Annotated in this window: 23 protein-coding genes; 12 read left to right on the top strand and 11 right to left on the bottom strand. The window is 70.0% G+C overall.

Annotated elements, in window-relative coordinates:
- The 9 genes from Tther_RS04550 to Tther_RS04510 form a co-directional block, all read right to left on the bottom strand.
- A partial coding sequence (locus Tther_RS04550) for a GTP-binding protein (protein WP_236640437.1) occupies positions 1 to 127 on the bottom strand: 127 nt, incomplete at its 3' end.
- Positions 128 to 242: 115 nt separating this feature from the next.
- Complete coding sequence (fusA, locus tag Tther_RS04545) at positions 243 to 2,345, bottom strand: elongation factor G (RefSeq protein ID WP_143901381.1); 2,103 nt, start codon at positions 2,343 to 2,345, stop codon at positions 243 to 245.
- Between the two features lie 92 nt (positions 2,346 to 2,437).
- A complete protein-coding gene (gene rpsG, locus Tther_RS04540) occupies positions 2,438 to 2,908 on the bottom strand; it encodes a 30S ribosomal protein S7 (protein ID WP_143901380.1) in 471 nt (156 codons plus the stop codon).
- A 184-nt stretch (positions 2,909 to 3,092) separates the two neighbouring features.
- Entirely contained in the window at positions 3,093 to 3,470 is a 378-nt protein-coding gene (gene rpsL, locus Tther_RS04535; RefSeq protein WP_143901379.1) for a 30S ribosomal protein S12, read from the bottom strand.
- A 129-nt stretch (positions 3,471 to 3,599) separates the two neighbouring features.
- The gene (locus tag Tther_RS04530; RefSeq protein WP_143901384.1) at positions 3,600 to 4,706 is read right to left on the bottom strand and encodes a D-alanyl-D-alanine carboxypeptidase family protein; all 1,107 of its coding nucleotides are present in this window, start codon (positions 4,704 to 4,706) and stop codon (positions 3,600 to 3,602) included.
- A gap of 155 nt (positions 4,707 to 4,861) precedes the next feature.
- Complete coding sequence (locus tag Tther_RS04525; RefSeq protein WP_143901378.1) at positions 4,862 to 5,494, bottom strand: alpha/beta hydrolase; 633 nt, start codon at positions 5,492 to 5,494, stop codon at positions 4,862 to 4,864.
- Between the two features lie 21 nt (positions 5,495 to 5,515).
- Positions 5,516 to 5,875 (bottom strand): (2Fe-2S) ferredoxin domain-containing protein, encoded by a 360-nt coding sequence (locus Tther_RS04520; protein ID WP_143901377.1) that lies wholly within the window; start codon positions 5,873 to 5,875, stop codon positions 5,516 to 5,518.
- Entirely contained in the window at positions 5,872 to 7,017 is a 1,146-nt protein-coding gene (locus tag Tther_RS04515) for a VanZ family protein (RefSeq protein WP_246098911.1), read from the bottom strand. The genes Tther_RS04520 and Tther_RS04515 overlap by 4 nt, the downstream gene beginning before the upstream one ends.
- A gap of 11 nt (positions 7,018 to 7,028) precedes the next feature.
- Entirely contained in the window at positions 7,029 to 7,457 is a 429-nt protein-coding gene (locus Tther_RS04510; protein WP_143901376.1) for a CopD family protein, read from the bottom strand.
- Positions 7,458 to 7,516: 59 nt separating this feature from the next.
- Here Tther_RS04510 and Tther_RS04505 point away from each other — a divergent pair, with 59 nt between their 5' ends.
- From Tther_RS04505 to Tther_RS04485, 5 genes are all read left to right on the top strand, one after another.
- Entirely contained in the window at positions 7,517 to 8,494 is a 978-nt protein-coding gene (locus tag Tther_RS04505) for an SMP-30/gluconolactonase/LRE family protein (RefSeq protein ID WP_185975008.1), read from the top strand.
- Between the two features lie 87 nt (positions 8,495 to 8,581).
- The gene (gene glcE, locus Tther_RS04500) at positions 8,582 to 9,733 is read left to right on the top strand and encodes a glycolate oxidase subunit GlcE (RefSeq protein ID WP_143901372.1); all 1,152 of its coding nucleotides are present in this window, start codon (positions 8,582 to 8,584) and stop codon (positions 9,731 to 9,733) included.
- 3 nt (positions 9,734 to 9,736) lie between these two features.
- Positions 9,737 to 11,002, top strand: a complete 1,266-nt coding sequence (gene glcF, locus Tther_RS04495; protein ID WP_143901370.1) for a glycolate oxidase subunit GlcF — start codon at positions 9,737 to 9,739, stop codon at positions 11,000 to 11,002.
- Between the two features lie 27 nt (positions 11,003 to 11,029).
- Entirely contained in the window at positions 11,030 to 11,398 is a 369-nt protein-coding gene (locus tag Tther_RS04490) for a CidA/LrgA family protein (RefSeq protein ID WP_143901368.1), read from the top strand.
- A complete protein-coding gene (locus Tther_RS04485; RefSeq protein WP_143901366.1) occupies positions 11,395 to 12,159 on the top strand; it encodes an LrgB family protein in 765 nt (254 codons plus the stop codon). Before Tther_RS04490 ends, Tther_RS04485 begins: the two co-directional genes overlap by 4 nt.
- Positions 12,160 to 12,195: 36 nt before the next feature.
- Here Tther_RS04485 and lplT read toward each other — a convergent pair whose 3' ends face one another.
- Positions 12,196 to 13,482: a lysophospholipid transporter LplT gene (gene lplT / locus Tther_RS04480; protein WP_143901364.1), complete on the bottom strand. Its 1,287-nt coding sequence runs from the start codon at positions 13,480 to 13,482 to the stop codon at positions 12,196 to 12,198.
- A gap of 83 nt (positions 13,483 to 13,565) precedes the next feature.
- Between lplT and alr the strand changes: the two genes are divergently transcribed.
- The 7 genes from alr to Tther_RS04445 all read left to right on the top strand — a co-directional run bounded on the left by alr (position 13,566) and on the right by Tther_RS04445 (position 21,846).
- Complete coding sequence (alr, locus tag Tther_RS04475; RefSeq protein ID WP_143901362.1) at positions 13,566 to 14,732, top strand: alanine racemase; 1,167 nt, start codon at positions 13,566 to 13,568, stop codon at positions 14,730 to 14,732.
- A 70-nt stretch (positions 14,733 to 14,802) separates the two neighbouring features.
- Positions 14,803 to 15,906 carry an efflux RND transporter periplasmic adaptor subunit gene (locus Tther_RS04470; RefSeq protein WP_246098910.1) on the top strand — a complete coding sequence of 368 codons (1,104 nt, stop codon included), beginning with the start codon at positions 14,803 to 14,805 and terminating at the stop codon, positions 15,904 to 15,906.
- Positions 15,907 to 15,943: 37 nt separating this feature from the next.
- A complete protein-coding gene (locus Tther_RS04465) occupies positions 15,944 to 19,237 on the top strand; it encodes an efflux RND transporter permease subunit (protein ID WP_143901360.1) in 3,294 nt (1,097 codons plus the stop codon).
- Between the two features lie 51 nt (positions 19,238 to 19,288).
- The gene (locus Tther_RS04460; protein WP_143901358.1) at positions 19,289 to 19,516 is read left to right on the top strand and encodes a YgaP family membrane protein; all 228 of its coding nucleotides are present in this window, start codon (positions 19,289 to 19,291) and stop codon (positions 19,514 to 19,516) included.
- 19 nt (positions 19,517 to 19,535) lie between these two features.
- A complete protein-coding gene (locus tag Tther_RS04455; protein ID WP_143901356.1) occupies positions 19,536 to 20,552 on the top strand; it encodes an SLAC1 anion channel family protein in 1,017 nt (338 codons plus the stop codon).
- Between the two features lie 118 nt (positions 20,553 to 20,670).
- Positions 20,671 to 21,426 (top strand): sulfite exporter TauE/SafE family protein, encoded by a 756-nt coding sequence (locus Tther_RS04450; protein ID WP_143901354.1) that lies wholly within the window; start codon positions 20,671 to 20,673, stop codon positions 21,424 to 21,426.
- Positions 21,427 to 21,516: 90 nt separating this feature from the next.
- A complete protein-coding gene (locus Tther_RS04445) occupies positions 21,517 to 21,846 on the top strand; it encodes a hypothetical protein (protein WP_143901352.1) in 330 nt (109 codons plus the stop codon).
- A 12-nt stretch (positions 21,847 to 21,858) separates the two neighbouring features.
- Here Tther_RS04445 and Tther_RS04440 read toward each other — a convergent pair whose 3' ends face one another.
- Positions 21,859 to 22,779, bottom strand: a complete 921-nt coding sequence (locus tag Tther_RS04440; RefSeq protein ID WP_143901350.1) for a LysR family transcriptional regulator — start codon at positions 22,777 to 22,779, stop codon at positions 21,859 to 21,861.
- Positions 22,780 to 22,795: the final 16 nt, after the last annotated feature.

The following is a 22,795-nucleotide window of genomic DNA, read 5'->3' as shown; positions in this document are numbered from 1 at the left end:
GACCACCAAACTTGCTGGCCAGCACCGTCGTGATCGCCGCCGTCAGCGTCGTCTTGCCGTGGTCCACGTGACCAATCGTGCCCACGTTGACGTGCGGCTTGGTCCGCTCGAATTTTTCCTTTGCCATGATCGATTCCTTGCTTCAAAGAACAATACCCGTGCCGGTTTAACGTCTGCCGCACGGGCCCGCCACGGGCAGCGGGCCCACCCCGGCGTGGGGCGCGGCAGACCTCAGAACGCGTTTACTTGGCGCGCGCGGCGATGATGGCTTCCTGCACGTTGCGCGGGGCTTCGGCGTAGTGCTTGAACTCCATCGTGTAGGTGGCGCGGCCCTGCGACATCGAGCGCAGCGTGGTCGAGTAGCCAAACATTTCGGACAGGGGCACCTCGGCCTTGATGATCTTGCCGCCGCCGGGCAGATCGTCCATGCCTTGCACCATGCCACGGCGGGACGACAGGTCGCCCATGACGTTGCCCGCGTATTCCTCCGGCGTTTCGACCTCCACGGCCATCATGGGCTCGAGGATGACGGGGTTGGCCTTCTTGCAGCCTTCCTTGAAGCCGAAGATGGCCGCCATCTTGAACGCCTGCTCGGAGGAGTCGACCTCGTGGTACGAACCGAAGTGCAGCGTGACCTTGACATCGACCACCGGGTAGCCGGCCAGCACACCGGTTTGCAGCGCCTCTTCGACGCCCTTTTGCACGGCGGGGATGTACTCGCGCGGCACCACACCACCCTTGATGGCGTCGATGAACTCGAAGCCCTTGCCCGGCTCGTTGGGTTCGATCTTGAACACCACGTGACCGTACTGACCCTTACCACCCGACTGGCGCACGAACTTGCCTTCGGCTTCCTCGACCGTGCTGCGAATGGTTTCGCGGTAGGCCACTTGCGGCTTGCCGACGTTGGCCTCGACGCCAAACTCGCGCTTCATGCGGTCGACGATGATCTCCAGGTGCAGCTCGCCCATGCCGGCGATGATGGTCTGGCCGGATTCTTCGTCGGTGTAGACGCGCAGCGACGGGTCTTCGGCCGCCAGACGGCTCAGCGCGATGCCCATCTTCTCCTGGTCGGCCTTGGCCTTGGGCTCGACGGCCTGGCGGATCACCGGCTCGGGGAAGACCATGCGCTCGAGCACGATCGGCGCCGACGGGTCGCACAGAGTTTCGCCCGTGGTCACTTCCTTGAGGCCCACGCAGGCGGCGATGTCACCGGCGCGGATTTCCTCGATTTCCTGGCGGTTGTTGGCGTGCATCTGCACGATGCGGCCGATGCGCTCTTTCTTGCCGCGCACGGAGTTGAGCACGGTGTCGCCCTTGCGCAGCACGCCGGAGTACACGCGCACGAAGGTGAGCTGGCCCACGAACGGGTCGCTCATCAGCTTGAACGCCAGCGCCGAGAGCTTTTCCTCGTCGTCGGCCTTGCGGGTGGCCGGCTGCTCACGGTCATCGGTGCCGGCCACGGGCGGAATGTCCACCGGCGAGGGCAGGAACTGGATGACGGCGTCGAGCATGCGCTGCACGCCCTTGTTCTTGAACGCGGTGCCGCACAGCATCGGCTGGATTTCGGTGGCGATGGTGCGCTGGCGCAGACCGGCGATGATCTCGTCCTCGCTCAGCTCACCGGTCTCCAGGTACTTGTTCATCAGCTCTTCGCTGGCCTCGGCCGCGGCTTCGACCATCTTCTCGCGCCACTCTTGCGCCTGGTCCACGAGGTCGGCGGGGATGTCGCGGTACTCGAACTTCATGCCCTGCGACGCCTCGTCCCAGATGATGGCCTTCATCTTGATGAGGTCCACCACGCCCTGGAAGTTGTCTTCGGCGCCAATCGGAATGACGATCGGCACCGGGTTGCCCTTGAGACGCGCCTTGATCTGGTCGTAGACCTTGAAGAAGTTGGCGCCCACGCGGTCCATCTTGTTGACGAAGGCCAGGCGCGGCACCTTGTACTTGTTGGCCTGGCGCCAGACGGTCTCGGACTGCGGCTGCACGCCACCCACGGCGCAGTAGACCATGCAGGCGCCGTCGAGCACGCGCATGGAGCGCTCCACCTCGATGGTGAAGTCCACGTGGCCCGGGGTGTCGATGATGTTGAAGCGGTGCTCGGGGTAGTTCAGGTCCATCCCGCGCCAGTAGCAGGTGGTGGCCGCGGAGGTGATGGTGATGCCGCGCTCTTGCTCCTGCTCCATCCAGTCCATGGTGGCGGCGCCGTCGTGCACCTCACCAATCTTGTGGTTGACGCCGGTGTAGTAGAGGATGCGCTCGGTGGTGGTGGTCTTGCCGGCGTCGATGTGCGCCGAGATACCGATGTTGCGGTAACGCTCGATGGGCGTGGTACGTGCCATGAGGAAGCTCCAGATTCAGATGGGCAAAGCCCGCCAACCTCGGATGCAGCGGCGGCGGGCTTGGGGGAGGTCTCAGCCTCGGGGGACGGGCGTCAGAAGCGGAAGTGGCTGAATGCCCGGTTGGCCTCGGCCATGCGGTGGACCTCATCGCGCTTCTTCATCGCGCCGCCACGGCCTTCGGTGGCCTCGATGAGCTCGTTGGCCAGCCGCAGCGCCATGGATTTTTCGCTGCGCTTGCGCGCGGCTTGCTTGATCCAGCGCATGGACAGGGCCAGACGGCGCACCGGGCGCACCTCGACCGGCACCTGGTAGTTGGCACCACCGACACGGCGAGACTTGACTTCGACGAGGGGCTTGACGTTGTTGATGGCGGTCGAGAAGACTTCCAGCGGGTCTTTGCCGGTCTTCTTCTCGATGTGCTCGAGCGCGCCATAGACGATGCGCTCGGCCACCGCCTTTTTGCCGCTCTCCATGATGACGTTCATGAACTTGGAGAGCTCGACATTGCCGAACTTGGGATCCGGCAGGATTTCGCGTTTAGGGACTTCGCGACGACGTGGCATGTTGCTATCCTTTTTGCTTCAGTTGGCACCGCGGTGCCACGAGGGCCATGGGACCCCCACTTACTCGACCACCGGCGCGCGCACCGCGCCACCGAGGCCACACTGCCGGACGCCCGCCAGCCAGGCATTCCGACACCGATGCATGACAGCCGTATGACAACGGCCCATGCGTGAATGACGCCGCTTAGGCCTTCTTGGGCCGCTTGGCGCCGTACTTGGAGCGCGCCTGCTTGCGGTCTTTGACCCCTTGCAGGTCCAGCGAGCCGCGCACGATGTGGTAGCGCACACCCGGCAGGTCCTTGACCCGGCCACCGCGCACCAGCACCACCGAGTGCTCTTGCAGGTTGTGGCCTTCACCCCCGATGTAGGAGATGACCTCAAAGCCATTGGTCAGGCGCACCTTGGCGACTTTGCGCAGCGCCGAGTTCGGCTTCTTGGGCGTCGTGGTGTAGACGCGGGTGCACACGCCCCGACGCTGGGGGCAGTTTTGCATCGCCGGGCTCTTGGACTTGACCTTCTCGGCCGTCCGCCCGTGGCGCACGAGTTGGTTGATGGTTGGCATAACGTCCCTAAACGTCAAAAGAAAACAAGCTGCCCTTCCGGAAATTCCGGAAAGCCCTCTATGGTATCACGCGACGCCCGGCAGCGCAACGGCTACCGGGGCAGCGACCTGGCGGACGGGCGCTTGCGCTCAGCGGATCCAGAGCCGCAGCGCACCCCACAGCCGGCCGAGCAAGCCCGCCTCTTGCACGGTGTCGAGCACCGTCAGCGGGATTTCCGCCACGGGCTCGCCCGCTGCCGAGATCACGCGCAGCGTCCCCAACGGCTGGCCCTTGAGCAGCGGCGCCACCAGCGGGTCGGGGCGCACGACCTCGGTGCGCAACCCTTTGGCCTGCCCAGCCGGCACGGTGACGACGACGCCTTCCGGGCGGCCCAGCGCCACCTCGCTGGCCTGCCCTTTCCAGACGGGCGCTTTGGCGACCGGCTGCCCCGGCGCGGCCAGGCGCACGGCCTCGAACGCGGTGTAGCCCCAGTTGAGCAGCTTTTGGCTTTCGGCCGCACGGGCGTTTTCGCTGGCGGCCCCCAAAACGACGCTGATCAGGCGCCGCTGCCCGGCGGCCCCTTCGCCCAGGCCGGCAACCGGGCGGCGCGCCGTGGCCACCAGGCAATAGCCGGCCGCTGCCGTGTGGCCGGTCTTGAGCCCGTCCACCGTCGGGTCGCGAAACAGCAGCAGGTTGCGGTTGGTGTCGTTGGCGGCGGGCGTGCCCGGGTAGCGGTAGCGCTGGATGGCGTAGTACCCGACGTACTCCGGAAAGTCGCGCATCAGGCGCGCCGCCAGCGTGGCCAGATCGCGCGCGGTGGTGGTGTGCCCCGGGGCGGTCAAGCCCTCCGGGTTTTGGTAGCGGGTGCGCGTCAACCCCAGCGCCTGCGCCTGGCGGTTCATGAGTTCCACGAAACGCTCCACGCTGCCGCCCACCCCTTCGGCAAGCACCACGGTCGCGTCGTTGCCCGACTGCACGATCATGCCTTTGAGCAGATCTTCCACCGGAATCTGGGCGTTGGGCTCGATGAACATGCGTGAGCCCGGCATGCGCCAGGCGCGCTCGCTGACGACGAGCTTTTGCTGCAGCGTGAGCTTGCCCGCCTTGAGCGCATCGAACACCAGGTACGCCGTCATGAGCTTGGTCAGCGACGCCGGCTCGACCGGTTCATCGGGGTCCTTGGCCGCCAGAACCTGGCCGCTGGTGGCGTCGTAGAGCAGCCAGGCGCGCGCCGCCACTTCGGGCGGCTGGGGCATCTGCGCGTGCGCGGATGCAGCGGCCAGCGTCAACACGCCCCACAGGGCCAGGGCAGCAGCGGCCCGACGCCGCAGCCGGGCGCAGCAGGCGGCAAACCAAATGGACAGCAACACGGTGGCATTTCCTCCAGAGGGCCCCGTCACGGGGCAGCGGGTCACAACGCGCGCAGGTGGCGCACGACCAACGATTTGAGCAGGGGCAGGCGGCCGTGAAAGAAGTGCTCGCCCCCCGGCAGCACGGTCACGGGCAGGCTTTGCGGGCGCGCCCAGTCGAGCACCGCGGCCAGCGGCACGGTGTCGTCGACCTCGCCATGAACGACCAGGGTGCGCGCCTGAAGTTCCGCGGGCAGCGGAGGCAAAACAAAGCGGCTGGCCGCTGGCGCCACCAGGGCCAGCGCCTGCGCCGGCCGCTGCTCCCACAGGCGCACTGCGGCCGCCGCCGCCACATAGCCGCCAAACGAAAACCCGGCCAGCGCCAGCGGCCCCGCGCCCCCAACGGCGGCAACCACGGCCAGCATGTCGTCGACTTCACCGACGCCGTGGTCGTGCACGCCCGCGCTGCCGCCGACGCCGCGAAAGTGAAACCGCACCGACACCCAACCCTGTTGCACGAACGCACGCGCCAGCGTTTGCACCACCTTGTTGTGCAGCGTGCCGCCAAAGAGCGGGTGGGGATGCGCGATCACCGCCACGCCGCCGTCGGCGCGCGCCTGCGCCGGGCGGTCCACGGCCACTTCCAGAGCGCCAACGGGGCCGGCGATGGCGCGGAATTCGGTTTGGGCGTTCATCGCACGCGCGGCGGCGGAGCGTCAGCGCCCGACGTCCGGCGCCAGCAGCAAGCGCTGCACCACCACCCCATCGCGCAGGTGTGAGGTGACGATCTCATCGATGTCGCTGGCGTCCACGTAGGTGTACCAGACCCCTTCGGGATAGACCACGGCCACAGGTCCCCCAGCGCAACGGTCCAGGCAGCCCGCCTTGTTCACCCGCACCTGCCCGGGGCCCGCCAAGCCCAGGGCGCGCACCTGCGCCTTGCAGTGCTCGAACGCCTGCTGGGCGCCGTGGCGCGCGCAGCAGGCTTGCCCCTCGGCGCGCTCGTTGAGGCAGAAAAAAATGTGGCGGCGGTAATACGGCGGCGTCGTGGTCGCAGCCTGCGCGGTATCGGTCATGGCGTGCGATTGTAGGACGGCCCCTCAGGGCGGTGCAGCGCCAGCCGCGCAGCGGCGGCCAGCGCCGCCCACGGCCACAGCCAACCGAGCCACTGCGACAGCCCGTGAAAACGGCTGAACCGCCCCTGCTCCCAGGCCTGCAGCCATTCGCCGAGGTAGGCGGGATCCGGCACCCGGTTGAGCACGCCCAGCAGCACGCCCCCGGCGAGTACGGCCAGCAAGGCGGCCAGCCGCGTGCGCAGCGGCAGCGCAAACACCGCCATGGCCCCGGCCATGCCCAGGCCCAGCTGGGTGGCGGGGGTCAGCCAGTCCCAGGCGTGCGCTGGGCCAAACGACAGCCCCGCCGAGACCGCGCCACAGGCCAGCGCGAGCGCGCCAAAGCCGAGCGCGAAAGCGATGCGCTGGCCCAGGCGGCGCACGCTTGCGTAGCCGAGCAGCACCGGCAGCCACAGGCTGAGCGCCACCAGCAGCGCCTCGGTCAGCGGCCCCGGTGGCGCCAACGGGGCACGTTCGGGCAACCACGCCTGCAGCGGCGACCCCTCGACCGCGCGCCGCAGCACCCCTTCCAGCCGCGGCCAAAACTGGCCCGTGCCAAAGGGCACCGGTGTCGGGTAGAGCACGGCCAGCGGCCACAGCAACAGCACCACCCAGGCCATTTGCCCACCGGGCTGCTGCCAGCGCGCGCGAAACTGCGTCCACGGCCCCAGCCAACGCCAGCGCAGCAGCAGCCAGGCCGCACACGCCCCCACCACGCCGCCCGCGGTGTTGAGCGCGGCGTCCAGCTGCGAGGGCACGCGCTGCGGCAGATAGGTCTGCGTTGCTTCCAGCGCCAACGACAACAGCGCGGGACCGATGCACCCCAGGGCGAGCGCCATGCGCCGCCAGCCCGAGCGCACCAACGCCACGGTCAGCAATGCCCCCACCGGCGCGTAGCCCACCAGGTTGACCATCACGTCAAAGCCGGTCCAGTAGCGCGGCCAGGGCGCCGCCAAAAATGCCCATGGCGCCACCCCCTGCGAGCGCCAGCCCTCAAACGGAAACAGGCTGGCATAAACCACCAACGCGCCGTAGCCGGCCAGCAGAGGCCACGCCAGCGAAAGGTGGCGCGTCCGCCCGGACACGGCGGTGGTCGATTGGCGCACGGCTGCGCCGCTCAAAAGGGCTTGACCACCACCAGTGCCACCGCGCCCAGCATCAGCAGCACCGGCACCTCGTTGAACCAGCGGTACCAGCGGTGGCTACGACGATTCTCACCGCGCTCGAAGCGGCGCAACAACCGCGCGCAGGCGTGGTGATAACCGATCAACGCCACGACGATGGCCAGCTTGGCGTGCATCCAGCCGTTGCCCGGCCCCAGGCCGATGCCGTAACCCAGCCACAGCCACAGGCCCAGCACCAGGGCTGGCACCGCCAACAGCGTCATGAAGCGCAGCAGCTTGCGCGCCATCAGCAACAGCCGCTCGCGCTCGGCCGCGCTGTCGGGATCGACCATCGCCAGATTGACGAAGATGCGGGGCAGGTAAAACAGCCCGGCAAACCAGCTGGCGATGAACACGATGTGAAAAGTCTTGACCCACAGCATGTTCAACAGTGTATGCGAGGGTCTATTCTGCGCGGGGGGAATGGCCTAAGATGGGGTTTATGGACGCGCGCCCATCCGCCCCACCCACCGCGGACACCGGGCCAGACGGCTGGACCCGCCTGCCCGCCGCGCCGTGTGCCCATGGCGCCTGCCCGGTGTGGCGCGGACTGGAAGATCGCCTGTATTGGCTGGACACCGCCGAGCAGCGGCTGTGGCGGCTGCACGTGCCCAGCGGGCACAGCGAGTGGCAGGCGCTGCCCGGCGCGCCAGGCGCGCTGGCGCCGTGCCGCCGTGGCGGCTGGTTGATCGCGCTGCGCGACGGCATCTACCACCTGGCGGGCTGGGGCCTGCCGCTGGAGCGGCTGGTCGACGCCCCCTACGACACGCGGCGGCTGCACGTCAGCACCGCCACGTGCGACCCGTGGGGGCGGCTGTGGCTGGCCACCAGCGTGGACGCACGCGACCGCGCCGAAGGGGCGGTGTACTGCCTGCGGGCGCGCGATCGGCAGCGCCCCGAGCTGACCCTCGTGCAGACGGGCGCGGTCACCTCCAACGGACTGGCCTGGTCGCCCGATGGCACGCGGCTGTACTGGGCCGACCCCCACCGGCATACGATCGACACCCTGCCCCTGTCCACCGCGGGCCACTGGCCGCCCACACTGGGGGCGCGGCTGTTGCTGCGGCGCTTCCAACCCCGGCCCGCAGGCACGCCCGCCGCCGACACCGCGGCCCATGCCTACGGTGGCCGGCCCGCCGGCGCCGCGATCGACAGCGTCGGGCGCTACTGGGTTGCCATGGAAGAGGGTGGCCGGGTTGTGTGCCTGGATGAGCGCGGGCACATCGTGACCGAGTGGTCGTTGCCGGCCCGGTGTCCGACCGCACTGTGTTTTGGCGGGCCGGACTTGCGCACGCTGTTCGTGACCACCGCCCGGCGACACCGCAGCGCGGCGGAGTTGGCGCAATTCCCCGACAGCGGTTCGGTGTGGTCGCGCCGCGTGAGCGTCCCTGGACGCCCGGCGCCCCTGTACTGGGACTGACCCGGCGGCAGCGCGCTGCGACGCCGTTCAAGCCGGGCGTTCAAAAAGTTCACATCGCCGGGCACCGCGCCCACTACCATAGCGCCCATGGCCGATACCCTGCCCCTGTTTGCCGACAGCGCACCTGCCCGCGACGAAGACCTGCTGCGCACGTGGGCCGAGCGCATTCGCGCCGCGGCCACCGAACGGCGCGTGCTGCGCCTGCGCGGCGGCGGCACGAAAGCGTTTTACGGCGAGCCGCTGCCGCCGGACGCCGAACCCCTCGACACCCGCGCCTATGCCGGCATCGTCAGTCACGAGCCCACCGAACTGGTGGTCACGGCACGCTGCGGAACACCGCTGACCGAGCTGGAGGCCGCCCTGGCCCGACACGGGCAGTGCCTGCCCTTCGAGCCGCCGCACTTCGGCCCGACGGCGACCGTGGGCGGCATGGTGGCCGCGGGGCTGGCCGGCCCGGCCCGTGCCGCCGTGGGCGGCGTGCGCGACTTTGTGCTGGGGGTGCGCATGCTCAACGGCCGGGGGGAGGACCTGGTCTTTGGCGGCCAGGTCATGAAAAACGTCGCCGGCTATGACGTCAGCCGTGCCCTGGCGGGCAGCCTGGGGACGCTTGGGCTCATCACGGAAGTGTCGTTGAAGGTGCTGCCGGTGGCCGCTGGCGAGGCAACGCTGCGCGTACCGCTGGCCGCCGAGGCTGCGTTGCAGCACCTGGCGCGCTGGCGCGGCCAGCCCCTGCCCCTGAACGCGAGCCGCTGGTTGGACGACGACGGGGGGACCCTGCTGGTGCGCTTGCGCGGGGCCGCCGCGGCCGTGGCGGCGGCCAGTGAGCGGCTGCGCCAGGAGGTCGGCGGGGACGTGCTCGAACCCGCTGCCGCCGAGCAGGCGTGGCGCGCCACGCGCGAGCAGACGCTGCCCTTTTTTACCGCGCCCTCGCCCGCGCACGGGCTGTGGCGCCTGTCGGTGGCGCCCGCCACACCGATGCTGCCGCTGCCCGGGCCGGTGTTGATCGAGTGGTTTGGCGCGCTGCGCTGGGTGTGGGCGCCGCCGGAGGCCGCCGCGCAGCTGCGCACGCTGGCGCGCCAGGCGGGCGGCCACGCCACGCTGTTTCGCGCCCCCGCCGAGGCCCCGCACGCGCGCGGCCGCTTCACCCCGCCCGAAGGCCCGCTGCTGACGTTGCAGCAGCGCCTGCGCGCCGCGTTCGATCCGCACGGCGTGTTCCAGCCTGGCATCTGGGGGTTTTGAGCCATGCAGACCCGACTGGCACCCGAGTTTCTCAGCACGCCCGATGGGCAGGAGGCCGACGCCATCCTGCGCCGCTGCGTGCACTGCGGTTTTTGCACCGCCACCTGCCCCACGTACCAGCTGCTCGGCGACGAGCTGGACGGCCCGCGCGGGCGCATCTACCTCATCAAACAGGTGCTCGAGGGCGCCGCGCCCAGCCGCGCCACCCAGCTCCACCTCGACCGTTGCCTGACCTGCCGCAACTGCGAGACCACCTGCCCCAGCGGGGTCGAATACGGTCACTTGCTCGACATCGGGCGCAAGGTGGTGGAAGCGCGCGTGCCGCGGCCGGCCGGCGAGCGCGCCGTGCGCTGGCTGCTGCGCGAGGGCCTGACCTCGCCCCTGTTTGGCCCGGCGATGCGCGTCGGGCAGGCGGTGCGCGACTGGCTGCCGCCGCCCGTGCGGGCCAAGGTGCCCGCACGGCGTGACCCCGGCCCGTGGCCGCAGACACCGCGCGCGCGCCGCATGCTGATGCTGGCGGGCTGCGTGCAACCTGCGATGCTGCCCAGCATCAACGCGGCCACCGCGCGCGTGCTCGACGCCGCTGGCATCCAGACCGTGGTCGCACCGGGTGCCGGCTGTTGCGGCGCCATTCGCTTTCACCTCAACGACCAGGTCGGCGCGCTCGACGAGATGCGCGCCAACATCGACGCCTGGTGGCCCTGGATCGAGCCCGAGGATGGCAGCGCCGGGGTCGAGGCGATCGTCATGAACGCCTCGGGCTGCGGCGTGACCGTCAAAGACTACGGCCACGCGCTGCGGCACGACCCGGCGTACGCGGACAAGGCACGTCGCGTGAGCGAACTCACGCGCGATGTGAGCGAACTGCTGCCCCAGCTGCTGCCGGCATGGCAGGCACGGCTGGGGGGAGCGCTACCGTCCGGGGTGCCAAAGCGCGTGGTGTTTCATCCCCCGTGCACCCTGCAGCACGGGCAAAAGCTGCGTGGCGGGGTCGAGCAGCATCTGCGCGCGCTGGGCTTCGAGGTGCAGGTGGCGCGGCAGGAAGCACACCTGTGCTGCGGATCCGCCGGCACCTACAGCGTGTTGCAGCCCCACGTGAGCGAGCAGCTGCGCGACCGCAAGCTCGCCCACCTGCAGGCCGATGCGCCCGAGGTGATCGCCTCGGCCAATATCGGCTGCATCACGCACCTGCAAAGCGGCACCGCCACCCCCGTGCGCCACTGGGTGGAGGTGGTCGATGCGGCGCTGGCCGCCGCCGGCGGGGTGTGACGCGCGGCGCGGGGGCAGTGACAGGCCATGCTGGGCGCCCTCACCACGCTGCTGACGCTGCAACTGGTCGGCGAGGTGCTGGTGCGGATGGTGGGACTGCCCATCCCCGGGCCGGTGCTGGGCATGGCCCTGCTGTTGGCGGTCTTGACGGTGCGGCCCGCGTGGCGCGCGGCCTTGCAGCCCACCGCGGATGGCCTGTTGCGGCATCTGTCGTTGCTGTTCGTGCCAGCCGGCGTGGGGGTGGTGCAACACCTGCAACGCCTCGGTGACGAGGCGCTGGCCATCGCCGTGGCGCTGACCGTGAGCACCTGGGTGGGCCTGCTGGTGACCGCGGCCACGGTGCGCGCTCTGATACCGCACGACACCACGGCGGTGGACAACGGGGAACCACGATGAGCGCCCCCATGGCCGATGTCGGCATGGCGCGCCTAGGCGACGTATGGGTCTATCTGGCCGCCAGCCCGCTGCTTGGGCTCACGCTGACCCTGCTGGCCTACGGCCTGGCGCACCGGATCTTCACCGCCTGCGGCGCGCACCCGTTGGCCAATCCGGTGGCCTTGGCCGTCGCGCTCATCGGCACCCTGCTGTGGTTGACCGGCACGCCCTACGCCACCTACTTCGAGGGCGCGCAGTTCGTGCATTTTCTGCTCGGCCCGGCCACGGTGGCCCTGGCCGTGGCGCTGCACGCCCACGCACCGCTGCTGCGGCGGCTGTGGGCGCCGCTGCTGGCTGGCCTGGTCACGGGCGCGCTGGCGGCGTCGCTGAGCGCGGTGGCACTGGGCTGGCTGCTGGGCGCCAGCCCGCAAACCCTGGCCTCGCTGGCGCCCAAGTCGGTGACCACCCCGGTGGCGATGGGCATCGCCGAAGGGCTGGGCGGGCTGCCGTCGCTGACCGCGGTGCTGGTCGTGAGCACCGGCATTTGGGGGGCGGTGACGGCCCGGCCGCTGTTCGACCGCTTGGGGTGGCGCGACCCCGTGGTGCGCGGGTTCGCGCTCGGGGTGGCGGCGCACGGGATCGGCACCGCACGCGCCTTTCAGGTCCACCCCACCATGGGCGCCTTCGCGGGACTGGCCATGGGCCTGGCCGCCCTGTTCAACGCCGTGGTGCTGCCCTGGGTGCTGGGCCCCGTCTTGCAGTGGCTGCGCGGCACGGCGTGACGCACGTGCCGCCCGCACGCCGCCGGCGGCAGGGGATCAGCCGTGCAAATCGTCGCGGCGCGCGATTTCGAACAGGCGCTCGAGCTCGTGCGGGTAGCGGCGCAGGTTGGCCGCGTGCCAGCGCTGGATGCCCCACATCGCCAGCGCGACGAGCGCGCCGAAGGCCGTGATGGCGCCAAACGCCGACAGCCCCGCGCCGGTGGCGGCGCTGTAGAGGAAGCCCAGGCCCAGGATGCAGGCCTGCTCGTTGAAGTTTTGCACCGCGATCGAGCGGCCGGCGCCCATGAGGTTGTGGCCACGGTGCTGCAACAGCGCATTCATGGGCACGACCAAAAATCCGCCCAACGCCCCCAGCAGCACCAAAAAGGGCGCCGCCACCCAGACGTTGTCGATCAGGTTCATCAGCACCACGAGCACGCCCATGGCCACCCCCAGCGGCATGACGCGCGGCGCCATGTCCAGCCGCATGCGCAGCGACGCCACGACCGCGCCCACCGCCGTGCCAATGGCCACCACCCCCACCAGCGAGGACGCCTGCGTGGTGCCGTAGCCCAGCGCCGCAGCCGCCCACGCCAACACGATGTAGCGCAGGTTGCCGCTGACGCCCCAAAACAGCGTCGTCGTGGCCAGCGAGATCTGCCCCAGGTGGTCGCGCCACAAGCGGGTGTTGTTGCGCCAGAAATCCCCCAGCAGCGCCAGCGGGTTGGCCGGCAGGTGCCGCAGCGGCGCGGTGGTGCGCGGAATGTGCAGGTTGAACACCGCCGCCAGCGCGTACACCGCCACCAGGCCGACGATTGCGGCCTCAGCGGGCGAGCGCAGGTGCAGCACATCCACCCCCGGCACATCCAGGCGCTGCAGCCAGCCCGCCACCGTGGGCCCCACCAGTTGACCGCCCAGCACCACCCCCAGGATGATGGAGGCGATGGTCAGCCCTTCGATCCAGCCATTGGCCTTGACCAGCTGCGAGGGCGGCAGCAGCTCGGTGAGGATGCCGTATTTGGCCGGCGAATAGGCCGCCGCCCCCAGACCGACCAGGCTGTAAGCGAGCAAGGGGTGGATGGGCGTGAGCATGAGCAAACAGCCCGCCACCTTGATCGCGTTGCTGATGAACATCACCTCGCCCTTGGGCCGCGCGTCGGCAAACGCCCCCACGAAAGGGGCCAGCACCACATAAAACAGCGCGAACATGGGCACGAGCGCGGCGGCCTGCCACTCCGGCGCGCCGCGGCTGCGCAGCAGTTCGACAGCCACCACGAACAGCGCGTTGTCGGCCAGCGAGCTGCAAAACTGCGCTGTCATGATGGTGTAGAAGCCGCGCTTCATGGCGGTGAAAACGGATCGGAAAACGGCGCCAGTGGGCGTGATTTGTGCGAAAGTGCGCGCGTTTATAGCACGCGCCATTGACCATGCCCCGTCCCATCCTCGCCACCGTCCACCTCGAGGCCTTGCGCCACAACCTGCAACGCTGCCGCGCCGCGGCGGGCACCGCCCGCGTCTGGGCCGTGGTCAAGGCCAACGCCTATGGGCACGGCCTCGAGCGCGTCTACCCCGCCCTGCGTGGGGCCGACGGATTTGCGCTGCTGGACCTGGAGGAGGCGCAGCGGCTGCGCGCCCTGGGCTGGCGCGGCCCCATCCTGTTGCTGGAAGGCTGCTTCGAGCCACGCGACCTGGAGCTGTGCTCGCGCCTGGACCTGTGGCACGTGGTGCACTGCGAGGACCAAATCGACTGGCTGAGCGCGCACAAAACCCACCGCCCCCACCACGTTTTTCTCAAAATGAACTCGGGCATGAACCGCCTGGGCTTTCGGCCCGAGGCCTACCGCGCCGCCTGGGCGCGGCTGCAGGCGCTGCCGCAGGTGGGCGAAGTCGGTTTGATGACGCACTTTTCCGACGCCGACGGGCTGCGTCGGGGGCGCGAAGGCGTGCTGCACCAGGTGGAGGCGTTCGTCGCGGCCAGCGCCGATCTGCCAGGCGAGCGCAGCCTGTGCAACAGTGCCGCCACGCTGCGCCACGCCCTGCGCCTGCCGTTGGGTGACCGCGGGCCAGCGCTGGCGGCCGACTGGGTGCGGGCGGGTATCGCACTCTATGGCAGCGCGCCGGACCACCCGGTGCACGCGGCACAGGACTGGGATTTGCAGCCCACGCTGACACTGGCCAGCCGCTTGATCGCGATCCAGCCAGTGGCCGCTGGCGAGACGGTGGGGTACGGATCGATCTACACCGCACCGCGCGACATGCGCGTGGGCATCGTGGCCTGTGGGTACGCCGACGGGTACCCGCGCCACGCCAGCCTGGGGCAGGACCACGGCGCCCCGGTGCTGGTGCGGGGGGTGCGCACGCGGCTGGTCGGGCGTGTCAGCATGGACATGCTGGCGGTGGATTTGACGCCGGTGGAAGCCGGTGGCGTACCGTGCGCCATCGGCGACGAGGTGGTGCTGTGGGGCCGCAGCGCCAGCGCCGCGGTGCTGCCGATCGACGAGGTGGCGCAGGCGGCCGGCACCATCGCCTACGAACTGATGTGCGCGGTGGCGGCGCGCGTGCCGTTTGCCGTCGCGGATGACGCATCGCCGTAACGACGACAGCACCCGCTCTTGTACTCCGGGGGGTATAACGCTATACTGATGGTCAATGGAGGCATTCACCATGGATCGACGCACGACGCCCCTCATGACACAGCCGCCGCGCCGGCGCTGGCTCGGCACGGCCATCACAGCCTTGCTCATCGGCGCGCTGCCGACGCTCACGTGGGCGCAGGCCGACACCGGGGGCCCGCGTGTGCCGGTGGCCGAAGCCGCCCGCCGTCCCGTGGGCCAAACCCTGTTGCTCGATGGCACCATCGAGGCACAGCAGCAAGCCACGCTGGCGGCGCAGGCCAGCGGCCGCATCGTGCAGCTCCTGGTCAAGGCGGGCGATCGTGTGCGCGCCGGTCAGGTGTTGGCCACGATCGACGACCGCGAAACCAGCGCCGGTGTGCAACGCGCCAGCGGCGCGGTGGCGCAGGTCGAGGCCGAGCTGCGCAACGCCGAGGCGCATGCCAAGCGCACGCGCGAGCTGCGTGCGCAGGGCTTCGTGTCACAAGCGGCACTGGACACGGCCGAGGCGCAGGCCGCGGCCGCGCGCGCCGCGCTGCAACAGGCCAAGGCCGCCCAGGCGCAGGCGGCGCTGGCGCAGGGCTTCACGCGCCTGACCGCGCCGTTCGACGGTTTTGTGCTGGCCACGCACGCCGAGGCTGGCGATCTGGCCGCCCCTGGGCGCCCGGTGCTGACCGTGTACGCGCCGCAGCCGCTGCGCGCCACGGTGCACGTGCCTGCCTCGCAATCGGCGCTGGCCGAGCGGGCGCAGCGCATCGAGGTGCGTCTGGCCGACGGGCGCTGGGTCCAGCCCGCCAGCCGCAGCCGACTGCCGGCGGCCGACCCGGTCGCGCAGACGGTGGAGTGGCGGCTGCCGCTGGCCAGCGCAGACGCGCAGGGCGTGCTGCCCGGGCAGGCGGTCAAGGTGCGCTTTGCCGCGGGCAACGACGACCGTCTGGTGGTGCCGGCGGCCGCCCTGCTGCGCCGGGGCGAGCTGACCGCTGTCTACGTCGCCGCGCCGGCCGGCGCGCCCACGGGCTTCGTGCTGCGTGCGGTGCGTGTTGGCGCCGACCACGGTGAGGCCGGTGTCGAAATCCTGTCGGGTCTGCAACCCGGTGAGCGCGTCGCGCTCGACCCGGTGCGCGCCGGTCTGCGCGGCGCCCTGCCCGCGCAGTGATCGGCCCCAGCCCCCAACGCCTGCAGGAGAACGGCCGATGAACGCCGAACCCCAACACACCCCCACCGCCCCCCAGAGCGAGCGTCTGGGCATTTCCGGCACCATCGCGCGCGCCTTTCAGGCCAATGCCATCACGCCCTTGCTGGCGCTGGTGGCGTTGCTGCTGGGCCTGTTTGCCGTGCTGGTCACGCCGCGCGAGGAGGAGCCGCAGATCAACGTGACCATGGCCAACGTGCTCATCCCGTTTCCGGGCGCGGCCGCCGCCGACGTGGAAAAGATGGTCGCGCAACCGGCCGAGCACGTGCTGTCGCAAATCCATGGCATCGAGCACACCTACAGCGTCGCGCGCCCGGGTGTGGCGGTGCTGACGGTGCAGTTCAAGGTCGGCGTGCCACGCACCGAGGCGCTGGTGCGCCTGTACGACGTGCTCAACGCCAACCAGGACTGGCTGCCCCAGGGCCTGGGCGTGCTGCCGCCCATCGTCAAGCCCAAGGGCATCGACGACGTGCCGGTGCTGGCCGCCACGCTGTGGAGCCCGGCGGGCAAAAGCGCCTGGGAAATCGAGCGCGTGGCGCACGCGATCGAAACCGAGCTCAAGCGCGTGCCGGGCACGCGCGAGGTGCAGACCATCGGTGGGCTGGGCCGGGCGATCCACGTCTGGATCGAACCCGAACGCCTGCGTGCGCGCGGCGTGCCGCTGCAGGCCATCCACCAGGCCATCGCCACAGCCAACCAGGCCATGCCCGCGGGCACGGTGGCACAGCCGCGCCCGCAAGCCGGCGCGCCGGGGCTGCTGACGGTGGAGACCGGCGAGTTCTTGCAAAGCGTGCAAGACGTTGGTGACATCGTCGTCGGCGTGCACCAGGGCCGTCCGGTGTACCTGCGCGAGGTGGCGCGCATCGAAGAAGGGGCGCAGTTGCCGCGCCGCTACGTGTGGCACACGCCAGGCCCCGCCGCGGCGCTGCCCGAGGGTGCACAGGCCGCCCAGGCCTACCCGGCGGTGACCGTGATCGTGACCAAAAAGCCCGGCGAAAACGCCGTGGACGTGGCGCGCGCGGCCACCGAACAGCTGCAACGCCTGCACAACACGCTCATCCCCGACGGCATCGAGGTTACCATCAGCCGCGACTACGGCGCCACCGCCGCCGACAAGGCCAACAAGCTCATCAGCAAGCTCATCTTTGCCACCGGCAGCGTGATCGTGCTGGTCGGGCTGGCGCTGGGCCGGCGCGAGGCGGTCATCGTCGGCGTGGCGGTGATCCTCACGCTCACCGCCACCCTGTTTGCCTCGTGGGCGTGGGGCTTTACGCTCAACCGGGTGTCGTTGTTTGCGCTGATTTTCTCGATCGGCATTTTGGTGGACGACGCCATCGTGGTGGTGGAAAACATCCACCGCCACCGCCAGCTCACGCCCGAGGCGTCGCTGCTGGAGATCATCCCGCGCGCGGTCGATGAGGTGGGCGGGCCGACCATTCTGGCCACGCTAACGGTGATCGCGGCGCTGCTGCCGATGGCGTTCGTCACCGGCCTGATGGGGCCCTACATGAGCCCGATTCCGATCAACGCCAGCATGGGCATGGCCATTTCGCTGGCCATCGCCTTCACGGTCACGCCGTGGCTGGCGCACAAGCTCATGGCCCCGCACGCCGCGGGCCACGCCGGGCATGGCCCCTCGACGCTCACGCGCGGGCTGCAAACCCTGTTCACACGCGTGCTCACGCCGTTCCTGGCCAGCGCCCGCCACCGTTGGCTGCTGGCGCTGGGGGTGGTCGCCGGCCTGCTGTTGTCGGTGGGCCTGGCCGTGGTGCAAGCGGTGATCTTGAAGATGCTGCCGTTTGACAACAAGAGCGAATTCCAGGTGGTGTTGGAAATGCCCGCCGGCACCGCGCTGGAAGACACGGCCGCGGCGCTGCAGGACATGACCGCGTTCCTCGCGCAGCAGCCCGAGGTCACGCACGTGCAGGGCTACGCCGGCACCGCCAGCCCCATCACCTTCAACGGTCTGGTGCGTCAGTACTACCTGCGCGCGGACGCCGAGCAAGGCGATCTGCAGGTCAATCTGGTCGATGCCAAGCACCGCCACGAAAAGAGCCACGCCATCGCCCAGCGCCTGCGCCCAGGGCTGGAGGCGATCGCGCAGGCGCATGGTGGGCGCATCAAGGTGGTCGAGGTGCCGCCTGGCCCGCCGGTGCTCTCGCCCATCGTCGCCGAGGTCTACGGGCCCGACGAGGCCGGCCGCGCCGAACTCGCCCGCCGCGTGGCCAAGGCGTTTGCGGACACGCCCGACATCGTCGGTGTGGACACCACGCTCAAGGAGGACGCGCCGCGCGTATTCCTGCGCATCGAGCGCGCGCGCGCCGAAAGCCTGGGCATCCCGGCGCAGGTGATCGCGCAAACGGTCTACACCGCGCTGTCGGGCAGCGACGCGGCCTACTTGCACGACGGTCACGCCAAGTTTGCGGTGCCCGTGCGGCTGCAGCTGCCGCGCGAGCGCCAAGTCGGGCTGGACGCGCTGCTGGCACTGCCGCTCAAAGCCGCCGACGGCCGCATGGTGCCGCTGTCGGAGCTGGTGCGCATCGAGCACGGCGTCATCGATCAGCCGCGCTTTTCCAAGGACCTGCTGCCCGTGGTGTACGTGCTGGGGGACATGGCGGGCAAGACCGACTCGCCGCTGTACGGGATGTTTGCGATCCGCAGCCGGCTGGCCGAGGCGGCGCTGCCCGATACGGGAGGGCTGGGCGAGTATTGGATCCGCCAGCCGGTCGATCCCTGGCGTGAGTACGCGATCAAGTGGGACGGCGAGTGGCAGGTGACCTACGAAACCTTCCGCGACATGGGTGCGGCCTACGCGGTCGGGCTGGTGCTGATCTACCTGCTGGTGGTGGCGCAGTTCCGCAGCTACCTCACGCCGCTCATCATCATGGCGCCCATTCCGCTGACCCTGGTGGGCATCATGCCCGGCCACGCGCTGCTGGGCGCGCAGTTCACGGCCACCAGCATGATCGGCATGATCGCGCTGGCCGGCATCATCGTGCGCAACTCCATCCTGCTGGTGGACTTCATCGAGCTGGAGAGCGCCAAGGGCATGCCGTTCAAGGAGGCCGTGATCCAGTCCGCCGCGGTGCGCGCGCAGCCGATCGCGCTGACCGCGCTGGCGGCCATGCTGGGGGCGTTTTTCATCTTGGACGACCCCATCTTCAACGGCCTGGCCGTGTCTTTGATCTTCGGCATCGCCGTCTCCACCTTGCTGACGCTGGTGGTGATCCCGGTGCTGTACTACGCGGTGTATCGGCGCCGCCACGAGGCCGCGGGGTCCGCCCGCGCCGCGTAAACGCCGTGGTTTTGCAACCCTGACCCAACCCTGTTCTTGGAGGTGATCATCATGACCGTCGAACGTTGGATCCGCGTCATCGCGGGGCTGTTCGTGTTTGCGTCGGTGGCGCTGGGCGCGCCGTCGAGCCCGCTGTTCGTCAGCGAGTGGTTTTTGGCTTTCACGGCCTTTGTTGGCCTGAACCTGTTCCAGTTTGGCTTTACCAACTTCTGCCCGCTGGCGATCATCCTGAAAAAGCTGGGCGTGCCGGACAGCGCGCTGCCCTGCAAAGCCTGCTAACCCCCAGCTGGAGCCCCCCATGCACACGCCTGCTTCCCCGTTGAAGTTCCTGCACCCCGGCTGGTTCTCGCTCGTCATGGGGCTGTGCGGCCTGGCGCTGGCATGGCACGCCAGTGCCGCCATCCTGGGCGAATGGGCGGGCGGCGCCGCGCTGGTCATCGGTGCCCTGGCGGCGCTGCTGTGCGTGGTGTTGCTGGTGGCCTCCGGGGTACGCTGGCAGCGCCATCCGCAGGCCCTGGCAGAAGACCTGCGCCACCCGGTGCGGCACGCCTTCTTGGCCGCACTGCCGGTGTCGCTGCTGCTGCTGGCCACCTGGCTGCAGGCCATGGATCTGGCCACGGACGTGGCGCACGCGCTGTGGTCGGTGGGCGCACTGGCACAGTTGGGTGTGACGGTGTGGGCGCTGTCGCGCTGGCTGGCGCCCACCGTCGCCCATGCGCCCGATGCCCAGTCGCTGTGGAACGGCGTGACACCCGTGCTCTACATCCCGGTGGTGGGCAATGTGGTGGCGCCGCTGGCCGGCGTGGCCTTTGGGCATCCGGTGTGGGCCGCGGTGCACTTCGGGATTGGGCTGTTTTTCTGGCCAGTGGTGTTCACGCTGCTGGTGGCACGGCGACTGGCGCATGGCCCGATCCCGCCGCGCCTGCACCCGACGTGGTTCATCTCGCTGGCACCGGCGTCGGTGGTGGGCCTGTGCCTGCTGCGCTTCGAGGCCGCGCCGCTGCTGGCGGCCGCGGTGTGGGGCATCGGGCTGTTCGTGCTGCTGTGGGTGGGCACGCAGGCGCGGCGCTTTTTCGCGCAGCCGTTTGCGCTGACGTTTTGGGCCGTCTCCTTCCCGCTGGCGGCGTTCACGACCCTGAGCTTTCGGCTGGCGCAAGCGCTCGATCTGCCCGTGCTGCGCCTGGGCGCGCTGGTGCTGCTGGCCCTGACGTCGGTGGTCATCACCGCGTTGGTGCTGGCCACGGTCAAGGGGTTGCGCAACGGCACGCTGCTGGCGCCGGAGCCGGTGGCGCCCGTCGTGCCGGCGTCGGCCTGAGCCGCGACGACCGCGTCGGCGGCTGCCCGGTGGCAGCGGTTAGCATCGGGCGCTGACTCATCCCCGCGCCGTGCATCGCGCACGGCCGGCTGATGGGCATACGTACCCGGAGCGCTCGATGACCCCAGAACACGGTCTGTTGCTGGCTGCCGCCGCGTTTGCCGCTGGCGCGCTCAATGCCGTCGCCGGTGGTGGCAGTTTTTTGACCTTTCCGGCGCTCGTGTTCACGGGGGTGCCGCCCATCGTCGCCAACGCCACCAGTGCGGTGGCGGTCAGCCCCGGTTACCTGGGCAGCACGTGGGGGCTGCGCCAGGAGCTGGCCGGACTGCCGCGCCAGCGCCTGCGGCGCGAGGCCGGCATCGCGGCCGCTGGCGGCGTGCTCGGTGCGCTGCTGCTGCTGGTCACCCCGGCCGACACCTTCCGCGCCCTGGTGCCCTGGCTGCTGTTGTTTGCCACAGGCGTGTTCATGGCGGGGCCGGCGCTCGTGCGGCGCCTGACCCGGCACCGCGGTCAAGCACCCGGTGCGCTGGCACGCGCCTGGGGGCTGCTCGCGGTATCGGTTTACGGCGGCTACTTCAACGGCGGGCTGGGCATCCTGCTCATGGCGCTCTACGCGGTGACCGGTGAGACGCGCATCCACACCGCCAACGCGCTGAAGAACCTGAATTCGCTCGTGCTGTCGTGGCTGTCCGTGGCGACGTTCGCGGTGGCCGGCGCCATTGCGTGGGGGCCAGCACTGCTGATGATGGCGGCGGCCACCGCAGGCGGCTATGCCGGCGCGCGCGCGGCGCGGCAGTTGCCCGCGCAGGCGGTGCGCGCGTTGGTCACGGTCACCGGGCTGCTCATGAGCGCGGTGTTCTTCCTGCGTGACTGACGGGTGTCCGTCGACGCCGCGCCCTCTGGGCACGCCGTGGGAACCCTGATAGCATTTTCACGTCCAAACCAACGCTTATTGAGTTCTGCCATGGACCGCCTGCCTGATGTCCTACAGGGACGCCTCGAGCAAATCGCTTACCCCCACATTCGGGATCGCCTGGAGCAGCTCAAGGACGATCCCCAGGGCATGCTCGATTACATCAACGGACTGTTGCTGGACACGCGGGACGGGACCAGACGCGGGTTTGATTTGACCACCGCGGACGCACTCATGTCCATCAAAGTGGACCTATTGATACGTCTTGGGGAACTCGAGCGCTTAGGCGGACACACGTTGCTCCCCGATTCGGAATTCAGCGCAGCACCAGGCAAGCCCGTCAACGGCTACACCAAGGTCCCGTTGCCCAAAAACTGGTGAGCGCAGGCCGGCTCAACCCGGCTCGCCGCCAGGCCCGGCTTCCCGGCCCCACACACGCTCCAGCGCCGACCACGCCGCGGCCACCGCCGGCTCGCGGGCCCGGTCGGCCAAGCTGACGAAGCTGAGCACGCAGTCGAGCGCCACGCGGTCGGCCACGACCAGGCCGCGCGCCTGCGCCTCGCGGATCGCCACCGCATCGCGCACCAGGCTCAGGCCCACGCCCGAGCGCACCAAATCGAGCATCGACGCCTCCTGGTCCACCAAGGCCACGCGCCGCACCCGCAGCCCCAGCGGCTCCAAGGTGCGGCGCAGCAGGCGGTGGTGGGCCGATTCGGGCGGCGTCTCGATCCACGGCAGCGCGGCAAGCTCAGCCCAGCCGCGCCCCTGCACCTGCGGCCCCCAGCCCGCCGGCGCGAGCACCCGGTAGGTAAACGCCGTGAGCGTGCGCACCCGGTAGCGCCCCGGGGCTGCCCGGTCGGCGTTGGGGTCGCCCAGGTAGTAGCCGACGTCGTGCTCGCCCGCGTCGAGGCGCTGCAACACCTCCCCGCTCATGCCCTGGCGCAGCGTCGTTTGCACATGCGGCGCGGTCTCGACCAGCTCGCGCAAAAACGCCCCCAGGCGGGTGAACTCGGGGTCGAGGATGGTGCCGATGGCCAACTCGCCGCGCACCTGCTGCCGCAGGCGCTGCGCCGCACCATCGAACTCGCGCTGCGCGGCCAATACGCGGTCGGCCAGCGGCAGCAGCGCCGCGCCATCCGGTGTCAGGCGCATGCCACGCGGGGTGCGCTCGAACAGCCGCACCCCCAGCCGCGCCTGCAACGCCTTGAGCTGCAGGCTCAGCGCCGGCTGGGTCAGATGCAAGCGCTGCGCGGCCCGCGACAGACTGCCTTCGCGGGCCACGGCGGCAAAGACGCGCAGGCTGGTGTGGTCCATGGCGATATTAGACCAG

It is taken from the genome of Tepidimonas thermarum (assembly GCF_007556705.1).
In the GTDB taxonomy this organism is placed as follows: domain Bacteria; phylum Pseudomonadota; class Gammaproteobacteria; order Burkholderiales; family Burkholderiaceae_C; genus Tepidimonas; species Tepidimonas thermarum.
Note: the sequence above shows the minus strand (reverse complement) of the source record. Positions and strands in the feature narration are given on the sequence as shown.